At 33.9% G+C, this 26,301-nt stretch carries 36 protein-coding genes; all 36 read right to left on the bottom strand.

Going from position 1 to position 26,301, the window contains the following annotated elements; translation table 11 throughout:
• Positions 1-10: 10 nt before the first annotated feature.
• Positions 11-409 (bottom strand): 30S ribosomal protein S11, encoded by a 399-nt coding sequence (gene rpsK / locus Tmeso_RS11135; protein WP_099191182.1) that lies wholly within the window; start codon positions 407-409, stop codon positions 11-13.
• A 23-nt stretch (positions 410-432) separates the two neighbouring features.
• A complete protein-coding gene (gene rpsM / locus Tmeso_RS11130) occupies positions 433-804 on the bottom strand; it encodes a 30S ribosomal protein S13 (RefSeq protein WP_099191180.1) in 372 nt (123 codons plus the stop codon).
• A 150-nt stretch (positions 805-954) separates the two neighbouring features.
• Positions 955-1,068 carry a 50S ribosomal protein L36 gene (rpmJ, locus tag Tmeso_RS11125; protein ID WP_025434559.1) on the bottom strand — a complete coding sequence of 38 codons (114 nt, stop codon included), beginning with the start codon at positions 1,066-1,068 and terminating at the stop codon, positions 955-957.
• A 30-nt stretch (positions 1,069-1,098) separates the two neighbouring features.
• Positions 1,099-1,317 carry a translation initiation factor IF-1 gene (gene infA, locus Tmeso_RS11120; RefSeq protein WP_099191178.1) on the bottom strand — a complete coding sequence of 73 codons (219 nt, stop codon included), beginning with the start codon at positions 1,315-1,317 and terminating at the stop codon, positions 1,099-1,101.
• A gap of 28 nt (positions 1,318-1,345) precedes the next feature.
• Entirely contained in the window at positions 1,346-1,624 is a 279-nt protein-coding gene (locus tag Tmeso_RS11115) for a KOW domain-containing RNA-binding protein (protein WP_099191176.1), read from the bottom strand.
• Positions 1,625-1,647: 23 nt separating this feature from the next.
• Positions 1,648-2,397: a type I methionyl aminopeptidase gene (gene map, locus Tmeso_RS11110; RefSeq protein WP_099191174.1), complete on the bottom strand. Its 750-nt coding sequence runs from the start codon at positions 2,395-2,397 to the stop codon at positions 1,648-1,650.
• Entirely contained in the window at positions 2,397-3,047 is a 651-nt protein-coding gene (locus Tmeso_RS11105) for an adenylate kinase (protein WP_099191172.1), read from the bottom strand. Before Tmeso_RS11105 ends, map begins: the two co-directional genes overlap by 1 nt.
• 53 nt (positions 3,048-3,100) lie before the next feature.
• Complete coding sequence (secY, locus tag Tmeso_RS11100) at positions 3,101-4,369, bottom strand: preprotein translocase subunit SecY (RefSeq protein ID WP_099191170.1); 1,269 nt, start codon at positions 4,367-4,369, stop codon at positions 3,101-3,103.
• A gap of 1 nt (position 4,370) precedes the next feature.
• The gene (gene rplO / locus Tmeso_RS11095; protein ID WP_099191168.1) at positions 4,371-4,814 is read right to left on the bottom strand and encodes a 50S ribosomal protein L15; all 444 of its coding nucleotides are present in this window, start codon (positions 4,812-4,814) and stop codon (positions 4,371-4,373) included.
• A 30-nt stretch (positions 4,815-4,844) separates the two neighbouring features.
• Positions 4,845-5,018, bottom strand: a complete 174-nt coding sequence (rpmD, locus tag Tmeso_RS11090) for a 50S ribosomal protein L30 (RefSeq protein ID WP_099191166.1) — start codon at positions 5,016-5,018, stop codon at positions 4,845-4,847.
• 12 nt (positions 5,019-5,030) lie between these two features.
• Positions 5,031-5,537: a 30S ribosomal protein S5 gene (gene rpsE / locus Tmeso_RS11085; protein ID WP_099191164.1), complete on the bottom strand. Its 507-nt coding sequence runs from the start codon at positions 5,535-5,537 to the stop codon at positions 5,031-5,033.
• Positions 5,538-5,554: 17 nt separating this feature from the next.
• Positions 5,555-5,923, bottom strand: coding sequence for a 50S ribosomal protein L18 (rplR, locus tag Tmeso_RS11080; RefSeq protein ID WP_099191162.1), 369 nt, complete (start codon positions 5,921-5,923; stop codon positions 5,555-5,557).
• A 30-nt stretch (positions 5,924-5,953) separates the two neighbouring features.
• The gene (gene rplF / locus Tmeso_RS11075; protein WP_099191160.1) at positions 5,954-6,493 is read right to left on the bottom strand and encodes a 50S ribosomal protein L6; all 540 of its coding nucleotides are present in this window, start codon (positions 6,491-6,493) and stop codon (positions 5,954-5,956) included.
• A gap of 29 nt (positions 6,494-6,522) precedes the next feature.
• Positions 6,523-6,921 (bottom strand): 30S ribosomal protein S8, encoded by a 399-nt coding sequence (gene rpsH, locus Tmeso_RS11070; RefSeq protein ID WP_099191159.1) that lies wholly within the window; start codon positions 6,919-6,921, stop codon positions 6,523-6,525.
• A gap of 22 nt (positions 6,922-6,943) precedes the next feature.
• Positions 6,944-7,129: a type Z 30S ribosomal protein S14 gene (locus Tmeso_RS11065; RefSeq protein ID WP_099191157.1), complete on the bottom strand. Its 186-nt coding sequence runs from the start codon at positions 7,127-7,129 to the stop codon at positions 6,944-6,946.
• A 17-nt stretch (positions 7,130-7,146) separates the two neighbouring features.
• Complete coding sequence (rplE, locus tag Tmeso_RS11060; RefSeq protein ID WP_099191155.1) at positions 7,147-7,689, bottom strand: 50S ribosomal protein L5; 543 nt, start codon at positions 7,687-7,689, stop codon at positions 7,147-7,149.
• 23 nt (positions 7,690-7,712) lie between these two features.
• Positions 7,713-8,021, bottom strand: coding sequence for a 50S ribosomal protein L24 (rplX, locus tag Tmeso_RS11055; protein WP_099191206.1), 309 nt, complete (start codon positions 8,019-8,021; stop codon positions 7,713-7,715).
• 23 nt (positions 8,022-8,044) lie between these two features.
• Positions 8,045-8,413 (bottom strand): 50S ribosomal protein L14, encoded by a 369-nt coding sequence (rplN, locus tag Tmeso_RS11050; protein ID WP_099191153.1) that lies wholly within the window; start codon positions 8,411-8,413, stop codon positions 8,045-8,047.
• A gap of 25 nt (positions 8,414-8,438) precedes the next feature.
• Positions 8,439-8,693: a 30S ribosomal protein S17 gene (gene rpsQ, locus Tmeso_RS11045; protein ID WP_099191151.1), complete on the bottom strand. Its 255-nt coding sequence runs from the start codon at positions 8,691-8,693 to the stop codon at positions 8,439-8,441.
• A 27-nt stretch (positions 8,694-8,720) separates the two neighbouring features.
• Positions 8,721-8,924 carry a 50S ribosomal protein L29 gene (gene rpmC / locus Tmeso_RS11040; protein WP_099191149.1) on the bottom strand — a complete coding sequence of 68 codons (204 nt, stop codon included), beginning with the start codon at positions 8,922-8,924 and terminating at the stop codon, positions 8,721-8,723.
• The gene (gene rplP / locus Tmeso_RS11035) at positions 8,914-9,357 is read right to left on the bottom strand and encodes a 50S ribosomal protein L16 (protein WP_099191147.1); all 444 of its coding nucleotides are present in this window, start codon (positions 9,355-9,357) and stop codon (positions 8,914-8,916) included. Before rplP ends, rpmC begins: the two co-directional genes overlap by 11 nt.
• Before the next feature lie 31 nt (positions 9,358-9,388).
• Complete coding sequence (gene rpsC, locus Tmeso_RS11030; protein WP_099191145.1) at positions 9,389-10,129, bottom strand: 30S ribosomal protein S3; 741 nt, start codon at positions 10,127-10,129, stop codon at positions 9,389-9,391.
• A 26-nt stretch (positions 10,130-10,155) separates the two neighbouring features.
• Positions 10,156-10,488, bottom strand: coding sequence for a 50S ribosomal protein L22 (rplV, locus tag Tmeso_RS11025; protein WP_099191143.1), 333 nt, complete (start codon positions 10,486-10,488; stop codon positions 10,156-10,158).
• A gap of 29 nt (positions 10,489-10,517) precedes the next feature.
• Positions 10,518-10,799 carry a 30S ribosomal protein S19 gene (gene rpsS / locus Tmeso_RS11020; protein ID WP_099191141.1) on the bottom strand — a complete coding sequence of 94 codons (282 nt, stop codon included), beginning with the start codon at positions 10,797-10,799 and terminating at the stop codon, positions 10,518-10,520.
• 35 nt (positions 10,800-10,834) lie between these two features.
• Entirely contained in the window at positions 10,835-11,665 is an 831-nt protein-coding gene (gene rplB, locus Tmeso_RS11015) for a 50S ribosomal protein L2 (protein ID WP_099191139.1), read from the bottom strand.
• 27 nt (positions 11,666-11,692) lie between these two features.
• Positions 11,693-11,983 (bottom strand): 50S ribosomal protein L23, encoded by a 291-nt coding sequence (rplW, locus tag Tmeso_RS11010; RefSeq protein ID WP_099191137.1) that lies wholly within the window; start codon positions 11,981-11,983, stop codon positions 11,693-11,695.
• Positions 11,983-12,606: a 50S ribosomal protein L4 gene (gene rplD, locus Tmeso_RS11005; RefSeq protein ID WP_099191135.1), complete on the bottom strand. Its 624-nt coding sequence runs from the start codon at positions 12,604-12,606 to the stop codon at positions 11,983-11,985. The genes rplW and rplD overlap by 1 nt, the downstream gene beginning before the upstream one ends.
• Before the next feature lie 29 nt (positions 12,607-12,635).
• The gene (gene rplC, locus Tmeso_RS11000) at positions 12,636-13,268 is read right to left on the bottom strand and encodes a 50S ribosomal protein L3 (protein WP_099191133.1); all 633 of its coding nucleotides are present in this window, start codon (positions 13,266-13,268) and stop codon (positions 12,636-12,638) included.
• A gap of 93 nt (positions 13,269-13,361) precedes the next feature.
• Positions 13,362-13,673: a 30S ribosomal protein S10 gene (gene rpsJ / locus Tmeso_RS10995; protein ID WP_099191131.1), complete on the bottom strand. Its 312-nt coding sequence runs from the start codon at positions 13,671-13,673 to the stop codon at positions 13,362-13,364.
• A 376-nt stretch (positions 13,674-14,049) separates the two neighbouring features.
• Positions 14,050-15,243 (bottom strand): elongation factor Tu, encoded by a 1,194-nt coding sequence (gene tuf, locus Tmeso_RS10990; RefSeq protein WP_099191129.1) that lies wholly within the window; start codon positions 15,241-15,243, stop codon positions 14,050-14,052.
• A 57-nt stretch (positions 15,244-15,300) separates the two neighbouring features.
• Positions 15,301-17,367, bottom strand: coding sequence for an elongation factor G (gene fusA / locus Tmeso_RS10985; protein WP_099191127.1), 2,067 nt, complete (start codon positions 17,365-17,367; stop codon positions 15,301-15,303).
• A 45-nt stretch (positions 17,368-17,412) separates the two neighbouring features.
• A complete protein-coding gene (rpsG, locus tag Tmeso_RS10980) occupies positions 17,413-17,883 on the bottom strand; it encodes a 30S ribosomal protein S7 (protein ID WP_099191125.1) in 471 nt (156 codons plus the stop codon).
• A gap of 124 nt (positions 17,884-18,007) precedes the next feature.
• A complete protein-coding gene (rpsL, locus tag Tmeso_RS10975; protein ID WP_099191123.1) occupies positions 18,008-18,427 on the bottom strand; it encodes a 30S ribosomal protein S12 in 420 nt (139 codons plus the stop codon).
• A gap of 38 nt (positions 18,428-18,465) precedes the next feature.
• Positions 18,466-18,711 (bottom strand): ribosomal L7Ae/L30e/S12e/Gadd45 family protein, encoded by a 246-nt coding sequence (locus Tmeso_RS10970; RefSeq protein WP_099191121.1) that lies wholly within the window; start codon positions 18,709-18,711, stop codon positions 18,466-18,468.
• A gap of 263 nt (positions 18,712-18,974) precedes the next feature.
• On the bottom strand, positions 18,975-22,460 hold the full coding sequence (gene rpoC, locus Tmeso_RS10965) for a DNA-directed RNA polymerase subunit beta' (protein WP_099191119.1): 3,486 nt from the start codon (positions 22,458-22,460) through the stop codon (positions 18,975-18,977).
• A gap of 112 nt (positions 22,461-22,572) precedes the next feature.
• Positions 22,573-26,241 (bottom strand): DNA-directed RNA polymerase subunit beta, encoded by a 3,669-nt coding sequence (gene rpoB / locus Tmeso_RS10960; RefSeq protein WP_099191117.1) that lies wholly within the window; start codon positions 26,239-26,241, stop codon positions 22,573-22,575.
• Positions 26,242-26,301: the final 60 nt, after the last annotated feature.

Raw genomic sequence — 26,301 nt, 5'->3', positions numbered from 1 at the left:
TCCTACTGTATTACACTCTTCTTCTCTTTGGCGGTCTACAACCATTATGTGGTATTGGAGTAACGTCTTTTATTAAAGTAACGTCAAGTCCTGCAGCTTGTAAAGATCTTATAGCTGCTTCACGTCCAGGTCCTGGTCCTTTTACAAATACCTCTACTGTCTTTAATCCATGCTCCATAGCTCCTTTAGAAGCCGTTTCTGCAGCCATTTGTGCTGCAAATGGAGTAGCTTTTCTAGATCCTTTAAATCCTAATTGTCCTGCACTAGCCCATGAAATTGCATTTCCATGAACATCAGTTAATGTGATTATAGTATTATTGAAAGTTGACTGAATATGAGCATGACCACGTTCTATATTTTTACGTTCTCTTCTTCTAACACGTGTAGCTTTCTTTTTAGGTTTAGCCATTTTTTTCCCTCCTTACTTAAGATCTATTTTTTCTTCTTACGAGATACAGTCTTTCTCGGTCCTTTTCTCGTTCTAGCATTTGTCTTAGTTTTTTGACCTCTTAATGGAAGTCCTCTCATATGACGAATACCTCTATAACATTTGATATCTCTAAGTCTCTTTATATTTAATGCTATCTCTCTTCTTAAATCTCCTTCAACAAGTTGATCAGAGTCTATTAATTTTCTTAATGTATTTACTTCTTCTTCAGTTAAATCTTTTATTCTTGTATTAACATCTATACCAGCTTTTTCAAGTATTTGGTTAGAAGTTTTTTTACCTATACCAAATATATAAGTTAAGCCTATTTCTGCTCTTTTGTCTCTTGGTAAGTCTACCCCAGCAATTCTTGCCATATTCTTGCACCTCCTATAAGCTATATTGATAATTCAATATTTTCTAATTTTAAATAAAACACGAAGGCCTAGTTCATTCTGAGAATTTAAATCTCTTAATTATCACAATTTAATATTATAATATATATAATATTAAATTACTAGTCCTTATTAACCTTGTTTTTGTTTATGTTTAGGATTTTCACAGATAACCATTACTCTTCCTTTTCTTTTTATAATTTTACATTTTTCACATATTGGTTTTACAGACGGTCTAACTTTCACACTTATCCCTCCTTAGACTAAAATACTAGTCTACTTCTTTCTCCAAGTAATTCTTCCTCTAGTCAAATCATAAGGTGACATATCTACAGTTACTTTATCACCTTCAAGTATTCTTATGAAATTCATTCTAAGCTTACCTGAAATATGGCATAATATCTCATGTCCATTTTCCAATTTAACCTTAAACATTGCGTTGGGTAAAGTTTCTGTAACTACACCCTCTAACTCAATTACATCTTTTTTGGCCATTAAGTAACCAAACCTCCAATCACTTAGATTAAAGCTTCGACTTTAACCTATCCAGCTCATATCTTAAAAAAGCATCATTAATATATTCTTTGTTTAAAATTCTATTTTCAATATCTTCCGATGCATATTTATATTTTATCAAGTGCTTTACTTTTTTTAATTTTGCTTTATCAAGTTTTCTATAATCTCCATCAGCGATTAAGACATATTCTTCATTTACCACCTTTATAATAAAAAATAATCTGCCCTTGTCTCTGCCTAGCTTAGATATTACAACCTGACCAACATTTAAATCATTTAATAGCACTAATTTCACCTCTTCTAGCCGGATTAAAGCTTTGTTAAAATTAAAGGCTCATCTTTAGTGATGGCTATAGTATGCTCATAATGTGCAGATTTTTTACCATCTATTGTTACAGCTGTCCATCCATCACTTAATATCTTCACATGATATGATCCGGCATTTACCATAGGTTCTATAGCTAATACCATTCCCTCTTGAAGCCTAATTCCTTTTCCCGCAGGTCCATAATTTGGTATTTGAGGGTCCTCATGCATTTTTGAACCTATTCCGTGTCCTACAAAGTCTCTAACTATAGAAAACTTATTTTTTTCTACATAAGTTTGAACTGCATGTGATATGTCTGAAAGTCTATATCCAATTTTTGCAAATTTAATTCCTTCATAAAAGCTTTGTCTAGTTATATCTATAAGTCTTCTATCTTCATCAGATATATTTCCTACAGCATGAGTTTTAGCAGCGTCTCCATGATAGCCTTTGTAAAAAGCTCCAATGTCTATACTTATTATATCTTTATCTCTTAATACAGTGGAAGAAGATGGTATTCCGTGTACTACTTCTTCATTAATAGATGCACATATAGATCCTGTATATCCATGATATCCTTTAAATGAAGGCTCTGCTTTATATTTTCTTATATTTTTTTCTGCTATTTCATCTAATTCCTTAGTTGTTATACCAGGTGTTATAGATTCTTTTAGCATTTGATGAGTTTCTGCCACAATTTTTCCAGCATCTCTCATTAATTCTATTTCTTTAGCAGATTTTATTATAATCATTAATTTTCACACCCTAATGCTACAGATATATCTTCGAAAACTTTATCTATAGATTGTTGACCATCAATAGTAGTAATTATACCTTGTTCACTATAATAATCTATTAAAGGTTCAGTTTGATCTAAATAAACTTGAATTCTTTTAGATACAGTTTCTTCATTATCATCTGCTCTTTGGTATAACTCACCTTGACAAATATCACATTTTCCATCAACTTTTGACGGATTATATTTTATATGGAAAGTAGCTCCGCAATTTTTACAAATACGTCTACCTACAGCTCTATCTACTAATACAGTTTTGTCAACCTGTATATTTATAACTTTATCTAAGTTCATATTAGATTCAGTTAATACTTTGTCTAATGCTTGTGCTTGAACTACAGTTCTTGGAAATCCATCTAATAAAAATCCACTTTTACAATCATCTTCTAAAAGTCTATCCTTAACTATTTCTACAACTAATTCATCTGGAACTAAAAGTCCTTTATCCATGTATTCTTTAGCCTTTAAGCCCAGCTGAGTTCCCTCTTTTATATTTTTTCTAAAAATATCTCCAGTTGATATATGAGGTACATTATATTTTTTTACGATTCCAGACGCTTGAGTTCCTTTACCAGCTCCTGGAGGTCCAAGTAGTATAAGTTTCATTTCAATCATCTCCGATACTAAATTTAGGACAGGGGATTTTTTACCCCCAATTCCTATTTTAAGAAGCCTTGATAATGTCTCATCAACATTTGTGCTTCTATTTGCTTCATCGTTTCTAGTGCAACTCCTACTACTATTAGTAACGAAGTTCCACCAAACCTAAACGGGATACTACCTAATTGCAGTATCAAAGTTGGAAGTACTGCTATCGCAGCTAAAAATACAGCTCCTGCTAATGTAAGTCTTGTAAGTACTTTGTTTAGATACTCCTCCGTAGGCTTTCCAGGTCTTATTCCAGGAATAAAACCTCCGTAGTTTTTCATATTATTAGCAATTTCTTCTACATTGAATGTAACGGCTGTATAAAAATAAGTAAAGAAGATTATTAATAGTGCTTCTAAACCTATATATATCCAAACTCCTGGAGTTCCATTTGGCGATAACCATTTAGTTATAAATGCCTGAAACTCTCCCTTTAAGAATAATGATAGTGTCTGAGGAAATGCCAAAAGTGAAACTGCAAATATAACTGGAATAACACCTGCTTGATTCACCTTCATTGGTATATGTGTGCTTTGTCCACCATACATTTTTCTTCCTACTACTCTTTTAGCGTACTGTACAGGTATCTTTCTTGATCCTTGTTGTATAGCTATTACTCCTACGATTATAGCTATAGCTACAGCTGCAAATATAATCAGTTGTATAATGTTTATTTGGTTTTCTGAGAATAATTTATACGTCTGAATAAAGGAACCTGGAACTCTTGATATAATACCTATAAATATTATAAGAGATATTCCATTACCTATACCTTTTTCAGTAATTTTTTCACCTAACCACATTAAGAATGATGTTCCTGCAGTTAGAGTAAGAACTACTGTTATTATAGAAAATATATCCTTAGATATTAATGCTCCTCTAAACAAACCTACACTTATTCCTGTAGCTTGAATTAACGCTAAAATAATGGTTCCATATCTTGTGTATTGAACCATCTTTTTTCTTCCTTCTTCACCTGATTTACTCAGTTCTTCCAGACTTGGTATAGCTATAGTTAATAACTGCACTATTATTGATGCCGTTATATAAGGAGTTATACTTAAAGCAAATATAGTAAATTGTCTAAAAGCTCCTCCTGCTACTAAATCATAGAAGGAAAGAAGACCCGCTTGGTCAACTACCTTCTTAATATAATCTATATCTACGCCAGGTACAGGTATTGAAGATCCGATTCTAAATACAATAATCATCATTAATGTATATAGAATTCTTTTTCTTAAATCAGGAATTTTCCAAGCATTTTTCAAGGTAGATAGCACTTTAGATCACCTCTACCTTTCCTCCAGCTGCTTCTATTTTTTCAATAGCTGATTTAGTGAATTTTTGAGATTTAACTGTTACGTTTACCTCTAATGTACCTTCACCTAATATCTTAACTCCATCTTTTTCAATCTTTCTGATTATTCCTTTTTCTTTAAGGATTTCTGGAGTTATCTCAGCACCGTTTTCAAATATATTTAATCTTTCTACATTCACTAGTGAGTACGCTTTCTTGAATATATTAGTGAAACCTCTCTTTGGAAGTCTTCTATATATAGGCATTTGCCCTCCTTCAAATCCTGGTCTTACTCCTCCACCTGAACGAGAGTTTTGTCCTTTTTGACCACGTCCAGAAGTTTTACCTTGACCAGTTGCAGTTCCTCTTCCTAGTCTCTTTCTGTTTTTAACAGCGCCTTCAGCAGGTCTTAACTCATGTAATTTCATGATTACACCTCCTTCTTTCTATGTTATATATTACTTAACTTCTACTAAGTGTTCTACTATTTTGATCATTCCTCTTGTTTGAGGATTATCTGGCTGCTCAACTACTTGATGTCTTTTTTTAAGACCAAGAGCCTCAACTGTTTTTCTTTGCTTAGGATTAGTTCCTATTAATCCTTTTACTAATGTTATTTTTAAATTAGCCATTTAAATACCTCCTTATCCTAGAAGGTCTTCAACTTTTTTACCTCTAAGTTTTGCTATATCTTCAGCAGTTCTTAGAGACTTAAGTCCTTCTATAGTAGCATTTACCATATTTCTAGCATTGTTAGATCCTAAAGATTTAGCTCTAACATCTTTTAATCCTGCAAGCTCAAGAACCGCACGAACAGGTCCTCCAGCGATAACACCTGTACCTTCTTGTGCTGGCATTATTAATATATTACCTGCGCCAAAATGTCCTTTTACTTGGTGAGGAATTGTAGTTCCAACCATAGGTACATTAATTAAGTTTTTCTTTGCATCATCTATTGCTTTTTTAATAGCATCAGGTACTTCCATAGCTTTACCAGTACCTAATCCTACGTATCCGTTTTCATCTCCAACTATTACTAAAGCAGCAAATCTGAAGTTTCTACCACCCTTAACAACTTTAGTAACACGTCTTATTTGAACAACTTTTTCTTTTAAGTCAAGTTGTCTTGAATCTATAGGTTTACGAAGCATGTATTTCCCTCCTTTTATTAAAACTCAAGGCCGCCTTCTCTAGCTCCCTCTGCTAATTCTTGTACTCTACCATGATAGATATATCCACCACGATCAAATACAACTTCTTTAATTCCTTTTTCTAAAGCTTTTTTAGCTAATAGTTTACCTACAAGCTTAGCAGCTTCTTTATTTCCAGTGTTTCCAACAGCATTTTTAACCTCTGCCTCAAGAGAAGAAGCGGCAATTAAAGTACATGCGTTAACATCATCTATTATTTGAGCGTATATATTAGAATTACTTCTAAATATATTTACTCTTGGTGTTTCAGAGCTTCCATGAATTTTCTTACGAACTCTTTTGTGTCTTTGGAGTCTGTTCTTATTTTTATCTACTTTTTTGAACACCCATATTCACTCCTTTCTATTCTAAATTTTTTACTTACCTGTTTTTCCTTCTTTACGTCTTATAACTTCACCAGCGTACTTAACTCCTTTGCCTTTATATGGCTCTGGCTTTCTCCAAGCTCTTATCTTAGCAGCATAGTTACCTACTAATTGCTTATCTATACCTTTAACTAGTATCTCAGTTTGATTAGGTGTTTCAGTCATTATTCCTTCTGGATCTTCCATTTCTACTGGATGAGAAAATCCTAAACTCATAACTAACTTAGTACCTTGCTTTTGAGCTCTATAACCTACACCAACTAACTCTAATTTCTTTTCATATCCTTTAGTAACACCCTCAACCATATTAGCTATAAGTGTTCTAGTTAATCCGTGTAAAGATCTATGTCTTTTATTATTCGTAGGTCTTTCAACTACTATAGAGTTCTCTTCTTTAGTTATTTTTAAATCTTCTACAAACTTTTTTGTAAGTTCTCCTTTAGGGCCTTTAACTGTTATAACGTTCTCTTCTCCTATTATAACGTTTACGCCTTCTGCTATTTCAATTGGCTTAATACCTATTCTTGACATATCTACACCTCCTTGCAGCCTTCTTTATATTACCAAACGTAGCAAATTACTTCTCCGCCAACGCCTTCTTTTCTAGATTGTTTATCTGTTATTATCCCTTTTGAAGTAGATATTATTGAAATTCCAAGCCCATTCAAAACTCTTGGTGTTTCATGCTTAGCTGCATAAACTCTCATTCCTGGCTTTGAAATTCTCTTTATTCCAGTTATAACTCTCTCGTTGTTTTTTCCGTACTTTAATTGAGCTCTAATTATTCCTTGTTTACCATCTTCTATTACATCATAGCCTTTTATAAATCCTTCTTCTAACAGAATTCTAGCTATTTCTTTTTTAATATTTGAAGCAGGTATGTCAACAGTTTCATGTTTAACTGTATTAGCATTTCTTATACGTGTTAGCATATCCGCTATTGGATCTGTCATTGTCATAGTTTTGACCTCCTTTCATATATTACCAGCTTGCTTTTCTAACTCCAGGTATTTCTCCTTTGTAAGCTAGTTCTCTAAAGCATATACGACATATGCCGAATTTTCTTAAAACAGCATGTGGTCTACCACATATACTACATCTAGTATATTCTCTAGTTTTATACTTTTGTTTTCTTTGTTGTTTCACAACCATAGCTTTTCTAGCCATTGGAATCCCTCCTTTGATTACTTAGAATATGGCATTCCTAATAATTTTAATAATTCACGTGCTTGCTCATCATTCTTAGCACTAGTAACAAATATTATATCCATACCTCTTACTTTATCAACTTTATCATATTCTATTTCTGGATAAATTAATTGCTCTTTAATTCCAAGCGCATAGTTTCCTCTTCCATCAAATGAATTAGGATTAACTCCTCTAAAGTCTCTAACTCTTGGTAAAGAAATGTTGAATAACTTATCAACAAAGTGATGCATTTTATCTCCTCTTAATGTTACTTTAGCACCAACTGGCATTCCTTCTCTTAATTTAAAGTTTGCAACAGATTTCTTGGCTTTAGTAGTAACAGGTTTTTGCCCACTTATCTTTTCTAATTCTACAATTGCTGCTTCTAGTGATTTTGCATTTTCTTTTGCATCACCAATACCCATGTTTATTATAACTTTTTCAAGTTTAGGTATCTCCATAACATTTTTATATGCGAATTTCTCCATTAATGCTGGAGCAACTTCTTTAGTGTACTTTTCTTTTAATCTTGAAGCCACTTTTGGTCCCTCCTTTCAAGATATTATATTTCTTCTCCGCTCTTTCTAGACACTCTTACTTTTGTTCCATCTTCTAATACTTTAAATCCTACTCTTACACCTTTACCTTCTTTAGCATCAAACAGCATAACATTTGAAACATGTATAGGTGCTTCTTGATGTACAATTCCACCTTGTTGCACTTTAGCGTTAGGTTTTTGATGTTTTGTAGCCATGTTTACGCCTTCAACTATCACTTTTTCTTGTTTAGTGAAAACTTGTAGGACTTTACCTTTTTTGCCTTTATCTTTTCCCGATATAACAACAACAGTATCATCTTTTTTTACGCGCATCATCTTCTATTGCACCTCCTTAATTATAGTACCTCTGGAGCAAGAGAAACTATCTTCATAAAATCCTTATCTCTTAACTCTCTTGCAACAGGCCCGAAGATACGAGTTCCCATAGGAGTTTTATCGTCTTTTATTATAACAGCAGCATTTTCATCAAATGTTATATAACTACCGTCTTTACGTCTTAGACCTTGTTTAGTTCTTACTACTACAGCTTTAACAACTTTACCTTTTTTAACAACTCCACCAGGTGTTGCACTTTTAACAGTAGCAACTATTACATCTCCAACGTTTGCATACTTTCTTCCACTTCCGCCTAAAACACGTATACATAATAGTTCTTTACCACCTGAATTATCAGCAACTTTTAAACGTGTCTCCTGTTGTATCATTCATAATCCCTCCTTTTCGCCTGTATTATTTAGCTTGCTCTATAACTTCAACTAATCTAAATCTCTTATCTTTAGATAAAGGTCTAGTTTCCATTATTTTTACTCTATCTCCAATATTGCATACATTTTGCTCATCATGAGCTTTGAATTTCTTAGTTCTTTTTACAGCTTTTCCGTATAATGGATGACGAACAAATTCCTCTACAGCAACAACTATAGTTTTGTCCATTTTATCACTTACAACACGGCCTATTCTAACTTTTCTACTTCCTCTTTCCATATTGAGAGCCTCCCTTCTTTTAAGCTACTAAGCTCTAGATTCTTCTAGTTCTCTTTCTATAAGGATGGTCTTTACTCTAGCTATATCTTTTTTAACGAACTTAACTCTAGATGTATTTTCAAGCTGTCCTGTAGCTAATTGGAATCTTAAGCTAAATAATTCACTTTTAAATTCATTTATCTTTTGATTTAACTCTGAGCTAGTCATATCTCTTAACTCTTTAGCTTTCATCCGCTTCACCACCCTTTACTTCAGTTTCTTCACGCATAACAAATTTACATTTAACAGGAAGCTTATGCATAGCAAGTCTCATAGCTTCTCTAGCTTTTTCTTCTGGAACTCCTGCAAGTTCAAACATTACTCTACCAGGTTTAACTACAGCTACCCAGTACTCTGGTGATCCTTTTCCGGCTCCCATACGAGTTTCTGCTGGCTTTCTAGTTACTGGCTTATGAGGGAATATCTTTATCCAAACTTTTCCCCCTCTTTTTATATATCTTGTCATCGCTATTCTGGCAGCTTCTATTTGATTAGAAGTTATCCATGCTGGCTCTAATGCTACTAATCCAAACTCTCCATAAGTAACCTTATTACCTTTATGAGCTTGACCAGACATTTTACCTCTGTGAACTCTACGACGCTTTACTCTTTTAGGCATTAACATGAGCATTTCCTCCTTCCTTAATATCTACTTATTAAGCCTCTTTCTTTGGATATCTTTGAGATTTGTTGTTTCTGTTATCTCTGTTATCTCTTCTTTTCTTATCTTTTCTCTCTTCTATCACTCTTGGCGCAAAACCATTTTTTGATGGAAGAACTTCTCCGTTACAAACCCAAACTTTGATTCCTATTTTACCATAAGTTGTGTTTGATTCAGCAAATCCATAAGCTATATCAGCTCTTAAAGTTTGAAGAGGTACATTTCCTTCACTGTATCCTTCAGTTCTAGCCATTTCAGCTCCACCAAGTCTACCAGATGCAGAAACCTTTATACCTTTAACTCCTGCTCTCATAGCTCTTTGTATAGCTTGCTTCATAGCTCTTCTGAAAGATACTCTTCTTTCAATAGCTAAAGCTATATTTTCTGCTATTAATTGAGCTTCTTTTTCTGGATGCTTAACTTCTACAATGTTTATATAAACATTTTTCTTAGTCATTTTTTCTAATTCGGCTTTTAAAGCTTCTATTCCAGATCCACCTCTACCTATTACCATTCCTGGTTTAGCAACAGATAAATGTAGTCTAATTTTATTAGCAGCTCTTTCGATTTCTATTTTAGAAACTCCAGATGTATTTAATTTATTCTTTAAGAATTTACGTATAGTATGATCTTCTAATATAAAAGCACCGAACTCTTTTTTATCAGCAAACCATCTAGAATCCCAGTCCTTTATCACTCCGACTCTAAAGCCGTGTGGGTTAACCTTTTGACCCATTGATTTCCCTCCTTCTATAGATAAATTTATCTTTCTTTCAGTACTACCTCTATATGACTTGTTCTTTTTCTAATAGTTGTAGCTCTTCCCATAGCTCTTGGCATGAATCTCTTCATTGTAGGGCCTTGGTTTGCAAATACTTCCGCAACATATAACTTATCTACGTCCATATTGTAATTATTTTCAGCGTTAGCCATTGCAGATTTCACAACTTTAGCTATTACTGGTGCGGCACCTCTTGGCGTATACTTTAATATTGCTAAGGCTTCATTTACATTCTTTCCTCTAACAATATCAGCTACTTGACCTGCTTTTCTTGGTGCTATACGTATATATTTAGCAGTTGCTCTAGCTTCCACAGCGATTACCTCCTTCCATTGTAAACGGACTATTTTCTCTTAGAAGACTTTTCGTCGTCTTTATGTCCTTTAAAAGTTCTTGTAGGAGCAAATTCTCCTAATTTATGTCCAACCATATCTTCTGTTACATAAACTGGCACGTGTTTTCTACCATCATGTACAGCTATAGTATGTTCTACCATTTGAGGAAATATAGTTGATGCTCTTGACCAAGTCTTTATAACTTTCTTTTCATTTGCAGCATTCATAGCTTCTATCTTCTTAAGAAGACGCGGGTGAACAAAAGGTCCTTTTTTAGTTGATCTTCCCATTTGCTTTCCTCCTTCCCATTACTTATTAATGTGTATTATTTCTTTCTTCTTGATACTATTAATTTATCAGAAGCTTTGTTTTTCTTACGAGTTTTGTATCCAAGAGCTGGTTTACCCCAAGGTGTAACCGGTGATGGTCTACCTATTGGCGCTCTACCTTCTCCTCCTCCGTGTGGATGGTCGCAAGGGTTCATTACAGATCCTCTTACTGTTGGTCTAATTCCCATATGTCTCTTTCTTCCTGCTTTACCTATAGTTACGTTGAAGTGTTCTAAGTTTCCAACTTGTCCTATTGTAGCTCTACAGTTGATATTAACATATCTCATTTCTCCAGATGGTAATCTTAAAAGAGCATGCTTTCCTTCTTTAGCCATTAACTGAGCTGAAGCTCCAGCAGATCTTACTATTTGTCCACCTTTTCCAACTTTTAATTCGATATTGTGCACTAAAGTACCTACTGGGATATCTTTTAATACTAAAGCATTTCCCACTTTGATATCTGCATTTTCACCTGACATTAAAGTTTCTCCAACCTTAATTCCATTAGGTGCTAATATATATCTTTTTTCTCCATCAGCATAAGCTAATAATGCTATGTTAGCAGTTCTATTTGGATCGTATTCAACTGCAGTAACTTTCGCAGGAACACCATCTTTATTTCTCTTAAAATCTATTATTCTATATTTTTTCTTAGCTCCGCCACCTTTATGACGAACAGTTATTTTACCATGAGCATTTCTTCCTGAATGTTTCTTTAAAGAAACAAGTAATGATTTCTCCGGTTCATGTTTAGTTATTTCATCAGAAACTAAAACCGTCATTTGTCTTAATCCAGGAGAAGTTGGTTTAAACTTTTTAATAGCCATCTTATTTCCCTCCTTCTTGCTTGATTCCTACACGCCTTCGAAGAACTCTATTTCTTTACTATCAGCTGTTAAAGTAATAACAGCCTTCTTAAAGCTTGCAGTTCTACCTACATGTTTTCCCATTCTTTTTTCTTTTCCGCTATAGTTTAAAGTGTTTACTTTATCGACTGAAACACCAAATACAGTTTCAACAGCTTTCTTTATCTCAGTTTTGTTAGCTCTTTTAGAAACTACAAAAGTGTATTTTTTAGAAGCCATATCCGCCATACTTTGTTCACTTATAACAGGTTTTACAATTATATCATGTGGATTAGTCATTACGCGTACACCTCCTCCACTTTTTCAACAGCATCTTTAGTTATGATAAATGCATCATGTTTTAATATATCATATACATTTATAGTGTTAACAAGAGCAGTTGTAACTCCTTCTATGTTTGAAGCTGACTTTATTACATTTTTATTGTTTTCTCCTAAAACTACTAAAGCTTTCTTTTCTACTTTTAAATTGTTAAGTATTTTAGCGAATTCTTTAGTCTTTGGAGCTTCCATATTTAATGCATCTAAAACTATTATTTCTTTATTTTGAACTTTAGATGATAAAGCACACTTCATAGCTAATCTTCTTACCTTCTTAGGTAAAGTATATCTATAATCTCTAGGCTTTGGTGCGAATACAATTCCTCCACCTACCCATTGAGGTGATCTTGTACTACCTTGTCTTGCTCTACCAGTTCCTTTTTGTCTCCAAGGCTTTCTTCCTCCACCTCTTACTTCAGATCTAGTTTTAGCAGATTGAGTACCTTGTCTTTTATTGGCTAATTGATTCTTTACTACTTCATATAAAACGTGTTCATTAACTTCAGCACCGAATACGTTATCTGATAATACTAATTCATCAACCTTTTCACCGTTAATGTTTAATATATCTACTTTTGGCATTTTGCTTCCTCCTTTCTTACAAGATTAAATTACTTGCTTGACTTTACTGCTTTTTTTATAGTAATTAACGAACGCTTAGCTCCAGGTATAGCACCTTTAACTAATATTAAGTTCTTTTCAGCATCTACTCTTACAACTTCTAGGTTTTGAATAGTAACTTTATCTACTCCCATGTGTCCAGCTAATTTTTTACCCTTGAACACTCTACCAGGTGTAGCACAAGCTCCCATTGAACCTGGTCTTCTGTGGTATCTTGAACCGTGAGATTCAGGACCTCTACTTTGACCATGTCTCTTTATAACCCCTTGGAATCCCTTACCTTTACTTATTCCAGTAACATCTACTTTTTCTCCTGTTGTAAATATATCAGCAGCTATTTCTTGTCCTACTGTATACTCACTTGAGTTCTCAACTCTAAATTCTTTTAAATGCTTTCTGAATGATACTCCTGCTTTTTCAAACTGTCCTTTTTGAGGTTTGTTTAAAGATTTCTCTTTAGCCTCTCCAAAACCAACTTGAACTGCACTGTATCCATCATTTTCTACATTCTTTATTTGAGTAACTACCATTGGTCCTGCTTCAATAACAGTAACAGGAATAACATTACCTTCTTCAGTAAATATTTGAGTCATCCCAATTTTTTTACCTAATAATCCATTCATCATTGACACCTCCTATAATCTTACAGCGGATTACGTATTCGTAATCATTCTAAGATAAGGTATATCTATATCCATATCTTAGTATCAAATTTATTATAATTTGATTTCAATATCAACACCTGCTGGTAAATCTAACTTCATTAAAGAATCTACAGTTTTTGGTGTTGGATTTGTTATATCTACAAGTCTCTTGTGAGTTCTCATTTCAAATTGTTCTCTAGAATCCTTGTATTTATGAACTGCTCTTAATATAGTTATTATTTGTTTTTCAGTAGGTAGCGGTACTGGTCCTGAAACCTTAGCTCCTGTCTTCTTAGCAGTTTCAACTATTTTTTCTGCTGATAAATCCAGTATCTTGTGATCATATGATTTTAATCTAATTCTTATTTTCTCATTCTTAGCCATTTAATTTTCCCTCCTTTATCGCACGTTTAATTTGCACGTACGACTTGATCCCTTTACACTGTTCCGGGTGTGTTGTTTTTTTCAAAACACAGCGTAGGATCAGGTCGCCCGATTCTGAGATACAGACATACTCTGTAAAAATTACCTGGTGGTCAGCAACCTTTTACTTCATCGCATTTCTCAAACACACTATTATATTTTATATTAAAAACACATTTTTTTCAAGGGTTTTTTTAAAAAATATGTTTTTAATTTATTTTAATTACATTTATAACTATAATCCGTTTTCAACAGTTTTTATTTTATAATAAAGATATTAGATTGTAAAGTTTTTTTTATAAAAAAAGAGAAGGCATATACCTTCTCTTTATTTTAATTATTCCATTATAGAAGCAACTACTCCTGCTCCTACTGTTCTTCCACCCTCACGGATAGCGAATCTTAATCCCTCTTCCATTGCTATTGGAGAAATTAATTCAACTTCCATTGTGATGTTATCTCCAGGCATTACCATTTCTGTTCCTTCTGGTAATTTTATTGATCCTGTAACATCTGTTGTTCTAAAGTAGAATTGAGGTCTATATCCATCGAAGAACGGTGTATGTCTTCCTCCCTCTTCTTTCTTTAATACATATACCTCTGCCATTACTTTAGTATGAGGCTTTATTGATCCTGGCTTAGCTAATACTTGTCCTCTTTGTATATCATCTCTTTGAACACCTCTTAATAGTGCTCCGATGTTATCTCCAGCTTGTGCTTGATCTAGAAGCTTTCTGAACATTTCTACTCCTGTACAAACAATCTTTTTAGATTCTTCTGCAAGTCCTACTATTTCAACTTCATCTTGAACCTTTAAGATTCCTCTTTCTACTCTACCAGTTGCAACTGTTCCTCTTCCTGTGATTGAGAATACGTCCTCTACTGGCATTAAGAAAGTCTTGTCTATATCTCTTTCTGGCTCTGGGATATATGCATCGATTTCTTCGAATAATTCTACTATTTTGTCTCCCCACTCACTTGATGGATCTTCTAATGCTTTAAGAGCTGATCCTTTTACTATTGGAGTGTCATCTCCTGGGAATTCATACTCATTTAATAAGTCTCTTACTTCCATTTCAACAAGCTCTAATAACTCTTCGTCATCTACCATATCACACTTGTTTAAGAATACTACTATGTATGGTACTCCAACTTGTCTTGAAAGTAGTATATGCTCTCTTGTTTGAGGCATTGGACCATCTGCTGCAGAACAAACTAAGATTGCTCCATCCATTTGAGCTGCTCCTGTAATCATGTTCTTAACGTAGTCAGCATGTCCTGGGCAGTCAACGTGTGCGTAGTGTCTATTTGGAGTCTCATATTCAACGTGTGCTGTTGAAATTGTGATTCCTCTTTCTCTTTCTTCTGGAGCTTTATCTATATTTGCAAAATCTACTGCTTCTCCTAATTCATATCTTGAGAATAATGTTTTTGTTATAGCTGCTGTTAATGTTGTTTTACCGTGGTCAACGTGTCCTATTGTTCCGATGTTAACGTGTGGCTTATTTCTTTCAAATTTAGCTTTTGCCATTTTTTATTCCTCCTTATATTAAGGTAGGGATATTTATATCCCTACCATTTTTTTATATTATTTTCCTTCTGCTATTTTTTTAGCAACAGATGCTGGAACTTGCTCGTAGTGATCGAATATCATTGTATATGTCGCACGACCTTGAGACATTGATCTTAAAATCGTTGAATATCCAAACATTTCTGAAAGAGGAACATATGCATTTATTACTTGTGCACCTGATCTAGCTTCCATTCCTTCTATTCTACCACGTCTAGAGTTTAAGTCACCCATTACATCTCCCATGTAATCTTCTGGAGTTACTACTTCTACTTTGAAGTATGGCTCAAGAAGAATTGAGCTTGCTTTTCTCATAGCTTCTTTGAATGCCATAGAAGCTGCAACCTTAAACGCCATTTCAGATGAATCGACATCATGGTAAGAACCATCATATAATTCAACTTCAACGTCAACAACAGGATACCCTGCTACAATACCTGCTTCCATAGCTCCTTGGATACCAGTATCAATTGGTCCAATGTATTCTTTAGGGATTGATCCCCCAACTACCTTGTTAATAAACTTGTAGCCTACACCTGGCTCAGAAGGTCTAACTCTAATCTTAACGTGACCATACTGTCCTCTACCACCAGATTGCTTAGAGTACTTATTATCAATATCAACTTCTTGAGTAATAGTTTCTCTGTATGCAACTTGTGGAGCTCCAACGTTAGCTTCTACTTTAAATTCTCTTAACAATCTATCAACTATAATCTCAAGGTGAAGCTCACCCATACCAGATATTATAGTTTGTCCTGTTTCTTCATCAGTACGAACTCTAAATGTTGGATCCTCTTCAGCAAGTCTTTGAAGAGCTATACCCATTTTTTCTTGAGCTGCTTTAGATTGAGGCTCTATAGCAACAGAAATAACAGGCTCTGGGAATTCCATTGATTCAAGAACAATTGGATGGTTTGGATCACATAAAGTATCTCCAGTAGTAGTATCTTTAAGTCCAACCGCTGCAGCTATATCACCTGCATGAACTTCAGAGATTTCTTCTCTTGAGTTAGCATGCATTTGTAATATACGCCCAATTCTTTCTTTCTTGTTCTTAGTTGAGTTGATTATATAAGAACCAGATTGTAATACTCCAGAATATACTCTAAAGAAAGCAAGTTTTCCGATAAATGGATCAGCCATTATCTTAAATGCTAATGCTGCAAAAGGTTCTTCATCAGAAGATGGTCTAGACTCTTCATCTCCATCTGGTGTCATACCAGTTATAGCTGGCACTTCAACAGGAGATGGCATGTAATCTATAACTGCATCTAATAATAACTGTACTCCTTTGTTCTTGTAAGCAGTACCACAGAATACTGGGTTTATCTCACAAGCAATAACAGCTTTTCTTAAAGCAGACTTTAATTCTTCATTAGATATTTCTTCGCCTTCTAAATATCTCATCATTAATTCTTCATCTGTTTCAGCAACAGTTTCAACTAATGTTTCTCTATATTCTTGAGCCTGGTCTTTTAGATCTTCAGGTATTTCTACCGTTTCCATGTCTTGACCCAGGTCATCTTTGTATATTCTTGCATTCATTTCAACAAGATCAACAATTCCCGTGAACTGATCTTCGTTACCTATTGGTAATTGAGCTGCAACTGCATTAGCTCCTAATCTATCCTTCATCATTTCTACAACGTTGAAGAAATCAGCACCTGTTCTATCCATTTTGTTTACAAATGCAATTCTTGGAACTCCATAAGTATCAGCTTGTCTCCATACATTTTCTGATTGAGGTTCAACCCCACCCTTTGCACAGAAAACTGCAACTGATCCATCAAGAACTCTAAGAGATCTTTCAACCTCAACAGTGAAGTCTACGTGTCCAGGAGTGTCTATTATATTTATTCTATTTCCATTCCATTGACAAGTTGTAGCAGCAGAAGTTATTGTTATACCTCTTTCCTTTTCCTGCTCCATCCAGTCCATTTGAGAAGCCCCTTCATGAGTCTCTCCTATTTTACGAGTAACACCAGTATAGAACAGGATTCTCTCAGTAGTAGTAGTTTTTCCTGCATCTATATGAGCCATTATACCTATATTTCTAGTGTTTTCTAAAGAAAATTGTCTAGCCACAGGTATCCTCCTTTCTGATATTAACATTATCAGTTTTTATATATTTTACCATCTATAATGAGCAAATGCTTTATTAGCCTCTGCCATCTTATGAGTATCTTCTTTCTTTTTAACTGATGCACCTGTGTTGTTAGCAGCATCCATTATTTCTTTAGCTAATTTTTCTACAGCACCCTTTTCTCCACGAGCTCTAGTATACTTAACTAACCATCTAAGGCCTAAAGTTTGTCTTCTTTCTGGTCTTACTTCAATCGGTACTTGGTAGTTAGCTCCTCCAACACGTCTAGCTTTAACTTCAAGCACTGGCATTATATTATTCATAGCTTTTTCAAAAACTTCTAATGCCTCTTCTCCAGTTCTTTCTTTTATAAGTTCAAAAGCTCCGTACACAATATTTTGTGACTTACCTTTTTTACCATCTAACATTAAATTATTTATTAATTTAGTAACAACCTTACTTCCGTATATCGGATCCGGTAAGATTTCTCTCTTTGGAACATTACCTTTTCTTGGCATTGTGCTTCCCTCCTTAATCTTTTTTAGATCATCGGTACTCGACAAATTTATTATTTGCCGTGATGCCGTAAATATTTATATATATTTAAAGCACCGAACGATTTTTCAAATTATCTTTTTAAAATTATTTCTTAACCTTAGGTCTCTTTGTACCATACTTAGATCTTGATTGACCTCTGTTTTCAACCCCAGCAGTATCTAAAGTACCTCTTAGTATGTGGTATCTAACTCCTGGTAAGTCTTTAACTCTTCCACCTCTTATAAGAACAACACTATGCTCTTGTAAGTTGTGTCCTTCTCCTGGGATATAAGCAGTAACTTCTATTCCATTAGTTAATCTAACTCTGGCAATCTTTCTTAAAGCTGAGTTAGGCTTTTTAGGAGTTACAGTCTTAACAGAAGTACACACTCCTCTTTTTTGTGGCGAACTAGTATTTGTAGATTTTTTGTTTAATGAATTAAATCCTTTTTGTAAAGCTGGAGCAGTAGATTTCTTCTCTATTGCTTTTCTTCCTTTACGAACTAACTGACTTATTGTTGGCATCGTTCGCACCTCCTTCCAATATTTTAGTTGACGGCCAACTATTTCAAAACAGCAACTATGGCAGCTCCTACTTGTATATTGCAAATTCTGCCTAATTCCTCCATGAAATCAACGTAGATTATTTCTACGTTATTTTGTTTCGATAATTCTTCCACACGTTTTGTAACATGCTTTTCTGCGTCTTGTGCTATAAAAACTAGTTTTGCCTTATTTTCTTTTAAGGCTCTACTTGCTTGTTTGGTGCCTATTACTTTTTTTTCATTTCTCAAGCTTTGTAAATCCATTAAAGTTTCCTCCTTATTAAATACTCAAAAGATTAAAGTGTAATCTGATAAATATTCAAAAGTCCACTTTCTTAAATTTGCACACTTTAACATTTTAACATTATATACTGTTTAGTGTCAATATATCTTTGAAAAACGTTGTTGTAATTTTATCCTATAACTTACAATTCTTTTCTTTATCCTGTAGATAGAGAAAAGAATTGTAATGTTTTAGTTTTATTAAAATTTAATTATATTATATAGCATATCAATTAATTTTTATTTTATTCTTCTACTTTTTCAATAGCTATATTTTTATATCTTTTCATACCTGTTCCTGCAGGTATCAATTTACCTATAATTACATTTTCTTTAAGACCTATTAAATTATCTTCTTTTCCTTTTATAGCAGCTTCAGTTAATACTCTTGTTGTTTCTTGGAATGAAGCAGCTGATAGGAATGATTCTGTAGCAAGAGACGCTTTAGTTATTCCTAATAAAACCCTCTTTGAAACTGCTGGTCTTAATTCATTTGTCACTGTTTTTTCATTTTCAGAATTAAATTCAAGTATATCTACAAGTCCTCCTGGAAGTAAATCAGTATCTCCAGGATCATCTATTTTAACCTTAGATAACATTTGTCTAACGATAACTTCAACGTGCTTATCATTGATATCAACACCCTGCATTCTATATACCCTTTGAACCTCTTTAACTATATAATCCTGAACTCCAAGAACACCTTTTACTCTTAGTATATCATGTGGATTTATAGATCCTTCAGTTATAGGATCTCCAGCTTCTAAGAATTGTCCTTGCTTAACTTTAATTCTTGATCCATAAGGTATTGAATATATTTTTGATTCGCCAAACTCATCTATTATAGTAACTTCTTTTTTCTTTCCTGTTTCATCAAGTTGAACAGTCCCTGAAACTTCTGTTATTATTGCAAGTCCCTTAGGTTTTCTAGCTTCAAATAGCTCTTCTACCCTCGGAAGACCTTGTGTGATATCTCCTCCTGCAACTCCTCCTGTATGGAAAGTACGCATTGTAAGCTGTGTACCAGGCTCACCTATAGATTGAGCAGCTATTATACCTACTGCCTCACCTATATTAACCTCTTTACCAGTAGCAAGATTTCGTCCATAACACTTAGAACAAACTCCATGCGAAGTTTTACAATTAAGTACAGATCTTATTTTTACTTTTTCAAGCCCTGCATCTATTATTTTACTAGCATCATCTTCATCTATTCTAGAATCAGCTTCTACTAATATTTCATTAGTTTTAGGATCTACTATTTGTTCAAGGGTATATCTTCCAACTATTCTATCGTATAATTCTTCTATTACTTCATTTCCATCTTTAAATGCTGCTACTAAAACACCTTCTTGTGTTCCACAATCAACTTCTCTAACGATAACATCTTGACTGACGTCAACAAGTCTTCTAGTTAGATATCCTGAATCGGCTGTACGAAGCGCTGTATCCGCCAGTCCTTTTCTTGCACCGTGCGAAGATGTAAAGTACTCAAGTACAGTAAGCCCTTCACGGAAGTTGGCTTTAACTGGTATTTCTACAGTTTTACCAGATGCATTAGCCATAAGACCACGCATTCCTCCAAGCTGTCTTATTTGGTTCTTACTACCTCTGGCTCCTGAGTGTGCCATTATAAATACGTTGTTCAAACGGCCCAAGCTTTTCATAAGAGCATCTGTAACTTCTTCAGTAGTATTAGTCCAAGTTTCTATAACTTTTTCTTCTCTTTCTTCATTCGATATAAGACCTCTTCTATACGCTCTTTCATACTTTTCTACCATCTCTTCAGCTGCTGATATTAACTGTGGTTTTTCATCAGGTATTATCATATCTGCAACCGAAATACTTATAGCTCCTCTTGTCGAGAACTTAAATCCTAAATTTTTCACATCATCAAGCATTATAGCCGTAATAGTATTTCCATGCTTTCTAAAACATTTATCTATAATCTTTCCTAGTTGTTTTTTGTCAACTAAGAAGTCTACTTCTAATGAGTGTTTTTCTTTGCTTCTATCTACAAAGCCTAAATCCTGAGGTATATTCTCATTGAATATAAATCTACCAACAGTACTTTCTACTAATACAGATTTATCTTCTTCTATTAATTTTTTTCTTACTTTAACCTTCGCATGAAGTCCAACTGCTCCAGTTTGGTATGCAAGAAGCATTTCATTATAATCTTTAAATATGCTTCCTTCTCCTTTTTCTCCATCAATCTCTATAGTTAAATAGTAACTTCCAAGTACCATATCCTGAGTTGGAGTAGTTATAGGGGCACCATCCTTAGGAGCTAATATATTGTTAGGAGATAGCATTAAAAATCTAGCTTCAGCTTGCGCTTCAACAGATAAAGGTACGTGAACTGCCATTTGGTCTCCATCAAAATCGGCATTATAAGCCGAACAAACTAAAGGATGTAATTTTATAGCCTTACCTTCTACTAAAGTTGGTTCAAAAGCTTGTATTCCCAGTCTATGAAGAGTAGGAGCACGATTTAGTAACACTGGATGTCCTTTTATTACTTCTTCTAAAACATCCCATACCTCTGATTTTACTTTTTCAACCATTCTCTTTGCACTCTTTATATTATGAGCATGGCCTTGTGATACAAGCGCATTCATTACAAAGGGTTTAAATAATTCTAAAGCCATTTTTTTTGGAAGACCACATTGATAAAATTTAAGTTCTGGTCCTACTACAATAACAGAACGTCCTGAATAGTCAACACGCTTACCAAGAAGGTTTTGACGGAAACGTCCTTGTTTTCCTTTTAACATATCAGATAAAGATTTTAATGGTCTGTTTCCAGGTCCAGTTACTGGTCTACCTCTTCTACCGTTATCAATAAGAGCATCTACTGCTTCTTGAAGCATTCTTTTTTCATTTCTAACGATTATATCAGGCGCTCCTAATTCTAATAATCTCTTTAGTCTGTTGTTTCTATTTATAACTCTTCTGTATAAGTCATTTAAATCTGAAGTTGCAAATCTTCCTCCATCTAGTTGAACCATAGGTCTTAAATCAGGAGGTATTACAGGAATCACATCAAGTATCATCCACTCTGGTTTATTATCAGATTTTTTGAAAGCCTCTACAACTTCCATTCTTCTTATAGTTCTAACTCTTTTTTGTCCTGTACTATCTTTTAATTTTGATTTTAACTCTTTTGATAAGGACTCTAGGTCGATTTTAACTAAAAGCTCTTTTACAGCTTCCGCTCCCATTCCTGCTTTGAATGTATTTCCATACTTATCTTGAGCGTCTCTATATTCTTTTTCTGTTAAAAGCTGTTTTTCTGTAAGGCCAGTTTCACCTGCATCTATAACTATATAAGATGCGAAATATAAAACTTTTTCAAGTGATCTTGGCGACATATCAAGTAATAATCCCATTCTACTTGGAATTCCTTTAAAGTACCATATGTGAGATACCGGAGCTGCAAGCTCTATATGAGCCATTCTTTCACGTCTAACCTTAGATTTTGTTACTTCAACTCCACATCTATCACATACTACACCTTTGTATCTAACTCTTCTGTATTTTCCACAATGACATTCCCAGTCTTTAGTTGGACCAAATATTCTCTCACAAAATAATCCATCTTTTTCTGGCTTCAAAGTACGATAATTTATAGTTTCCGGCTTTTTTACTTCTCCCTTTGACCATTGTCTTATTTTCTCAGGAGATGCTAAAGCTATTTTTATTGACTCAAAATTATTTAATTCAAACAAGGAGTTCTCTCCCTTCTTTTTTTGAGATTTAAAGTAATTAACTTTATCATTTTCATAGTACCTTAATGCTAGTTTATTAAAACTAGCATTAAGCATCTTTTATTATATTTAATTAAAAATCAAATTCTTCATCTAAATCATCTTCTAATAAGGATTCATCAAAATCTATTTCAAAATCCTCATCAGCTTCTTCTGCAGTTTCTGGTTCTTCTGTGTCTTGTTCACTAGAAACAATACATTCGAAATTTTCATTGATTTCGTCTTCATCTACAGACTCTTTTACTTCTATTTCTTGATCTTCTTCTGTTAATACCTTTACATCAAGGCATAAACTTTGAAGTTCCTTTATTAAAACTTTAAATGATTCTGGAATTCCTGGTTCAGGAATATTTTCGCCCTTAACAATAGCTTCGTATGTTCTTACACGTCCTATTACATCATCTGATTTTACAGTTAGTATTTCTTGTAACGTATGAGCTGCTCCATAAGCTTCAAGAGCCCAAACTTCCATCTCTCCAAATCTTTGTCCTCCAAATTGTGCTTTACCACCTAGAGGCTGTTGTGTAACTAACGAGTAAGGACCAGTACTTCTAGCATGTAACTTATCATCAACCAAGTGATGTAGTTTAAGCATGTACATGTATCCAACCGTTACTCTATTATCAAATGCTTCTCCAGTTCTTCCATCACATAATCTAAGTTTTCCATCTTCAGGATAATTAGCATCTTTTAAAGCTTCTCTTATATCTTCCTCTTTAGCTCCATCAAATACAGATGTAGCAACATGCCATCCTAATGCTTTGGCTGCAAGACCTAAGTGAATTTCTAGAACCTGTCCGATGTTCATACGAGACGGAACCCCTAGTGGATTTAAAACTATCTCTACTGGTGTACCATCTTCCATAAAAGGCATATCTTCTTCAGGTAAAATTCTAGATATAACCCCTTTATTTCCATGACGTCCAGCCATCTTATCCCCTACGTTTATCTTTCTCTTCTTAGCTATATAACATCTTACAAGCTCATTTACTCCTGGAGGTAATTCATCCCCATTCTCTCTTGTAAATACCTTAACATCTACTATTATTCCCGATTCACCGTGAGGAACCTTTAAAGAAGTGTCTCTAACTTCTCTAGCTTTTTCTCCGAATATAGCTCTAAGAAGTCTTTCTTCAGCAGTAAGTTCAGTTTCTCCTTTAGGAGTTACCTTACCAACTAATATATCTCCAGACTCTACCTCTGCTCCTATTCTAATTATTCCTCTATCATCTAAGTTTTTAATAGCATCTTCTCCAACATTAGGTATATCTCTTGTTATTTCTTCCGGCCCAAGCTTTGTATCTCTTGCTTCAGCTTCGTATTCTTCTATATGAATAGTAGATAATCTATCTTCTTTTACTAATCTTTCATTTATAAGGATTGCATCCTCATAGTTATAACCTTCCCAAGTCATGAATGCTATAAGACAGTTTCTACCTAATGCGATTTCTCCCATATCTGTAGATGGCCCATCCGCTATAACATCACCTTTTTCAATATTATCTCCCTTATTTACTATAGGAGTTTGATTTATGCATGTTCCTTGGTTTGAACGTTTAAACTTAAGCATATTGTATCTATCTTTATTTCCATCTTCTCTTTTTATAACTATTTCATCCGCACTTAATTTATCAACAACTCCAGAATTTTTAGCTACAACAACTGCTCCAGAGTCTTTAGCTGCTCTATACTCTATTCCAGTTCCTATAATAGGAGATTCTCTTCTAACTAAAGGTACCGCCTGACGTTGCATGTTCGATCCCATAAGTGCACGGTTTGCATCATCATTTTCAAGAAAAGGAATCATAGCTGTCGCGACAGAAACTACTTGTTTTGGAGATATATCCATATAATCAACTAAATTCTGAGGTACAACTTGTACTGTACCATTAGTAGTTCTTGATGTAACTCTTTTGTTAACAAATCTTCCTTCAGCATCAAGCGGTTCATTAGCTTGTGCTCTTATATATATATCTTCTTCATCTGCAGTTAAATAATGTATTTCCTCTGTTACTACTCCAGTTTGTTTATCAACTTTTCTGTAACTCGCTTCAATAAACCCATATTCATTTATTTTAGCATACGTACCAAGCGAGTTGATAAGTCCGATATTTGGACCTTCTGGAGTTTCTATAGGACACATTCTTCCATAATGAGAGTGATGAACGTCACGAACCTCAAAGCCAGCTCTTTCTCTTGAAAGACCACCAGGTCCAAGTGCCGATAACCTTCTCTTATGTGTAAGCTCCGATAACGGATTTGTTTGATCCATAAACTGAGATAACTGAGAACTTCCGAAGAATTCTTTTATAGCTGCTGCAACCGGTCTTATATTAATTAAGGCTTGAGGAGTTGCAACTTCTATATCTTGTATTGTCATTCTTTCTTTAATTACTCTTTCCATTCTAGAAAGACCTATTCTGAATTGATTTTGAAGCAATTCCCCAACAGATCTTACTCTTCTATTCCCTAAATGGTCTATATCATCGATATTACCTATTTGGTGGAATAAATTAAATTGATAGTTTATAGAAGCAATAATATCGTCTAAGATTATATGCTTAGGTACTAATTTTCTTATACTATCCTTTATAGCATCTTTTATCTCTTCTTCACTACTGTATGTATCTAATATTTCTTTTAGTGTAGGGTAGTGAACTTTTTCCTTTACTTTCAAGTCACTTATATCAAATGATATGTGCTCTTTTATATCTACAAAGTTATTTCCTATAACTTTAACTTCTTTATCTTCTTCAGAATAAACCTTAACTACATTTATTCCTGAATTTTGTATAGCTTTCGCTTTTTCTATAGATATTTTTTCTCCTTCTTTTACAAAAACTTCTCCAGTTTCTGTGTTAACTATATCATGTGATGCTATTTTGTTTATTATTCTATACGCTAAAGCTAGTTTTTTATTAAACTTATATCTTCCTACTTTAGCCAAATCATATCTTTTAGCATCAAAGAATAACGAATTTAATAAAGAAGAAGCACTCTCAACCGTAGGTGGTTCACCCGGTCTTAGTTTTTTGTATATTTCAATAAGACCTTCTTCTACAGTTTTAGTATTGTCTTTCTCAAGTGTTGCATATAATCTTTCGTCTTCACCTAAAAGTTCTATTATTTCCGTATCAGTTCCAAAACCTAAAGCTCTTAATAGTACAGTTACAGGTTGTTTTCGTGTTCTGTCAACTCTAACAGATACTATGTCATTAGAATCAGTTTCATACTCTAACCATGCTCCTCTATTAGGTATAACCGTAGATGAAATCAGTCTTTTTCCTGATTTATCTCTCTCTTGACTGAAATATACTCCAGGAGATCTAACAAGCTGACTTACTATTACTCTTTCTGCTCCATTTATTATGAATGTACCTTTTTCAGTCATCAATGGGAAGTCTCCCATGAAAACTTCTTGTTCCTTAACTTCTCCAGTTTCCTTGTTTATAAGTCTAACTTTGACTTTTAAGGGTGCTGAATAGGTAACGTCTCTTTCTTTACATTCTTCTACTTCGTATTTAGGTTTTTCATCTAGGGAATAATCTACAAACTCTAAGATAAGATTACCTGTGTAATCTTCTATAGGTGAAATATCTTCAAAAACTTCTTTCAGTCCTTCTTCTAAAAACCAATCATAGGAATCTAGCTGAATTTCTATAAGGTTGGGAAGTTTTGCAACTTCATTAATTTTAGAAAAGCTCATTCTCGTTCTTCTACCTATTGTGACAGGATGTGGCATTCCATTTTCACCTCTCATAATAAAAATAAAACTTAAAAACAATTTTTTTTCCATTCCAAT

Source organism: Tepidibacter mesophilus (assembly GCF_002724055.1).
Classification (GTDB): Bacteria; Bacillota; Clostridia; order Peptostreptococcales; family Peptostreptococcaceae; genus Tepidibacter_A; species Tepidibacter_A mesophilus.
Note: the sequence above shows the minus strand (reverse complement) of the source record. Positions and strands in the feature narration are given on the sequence as shown.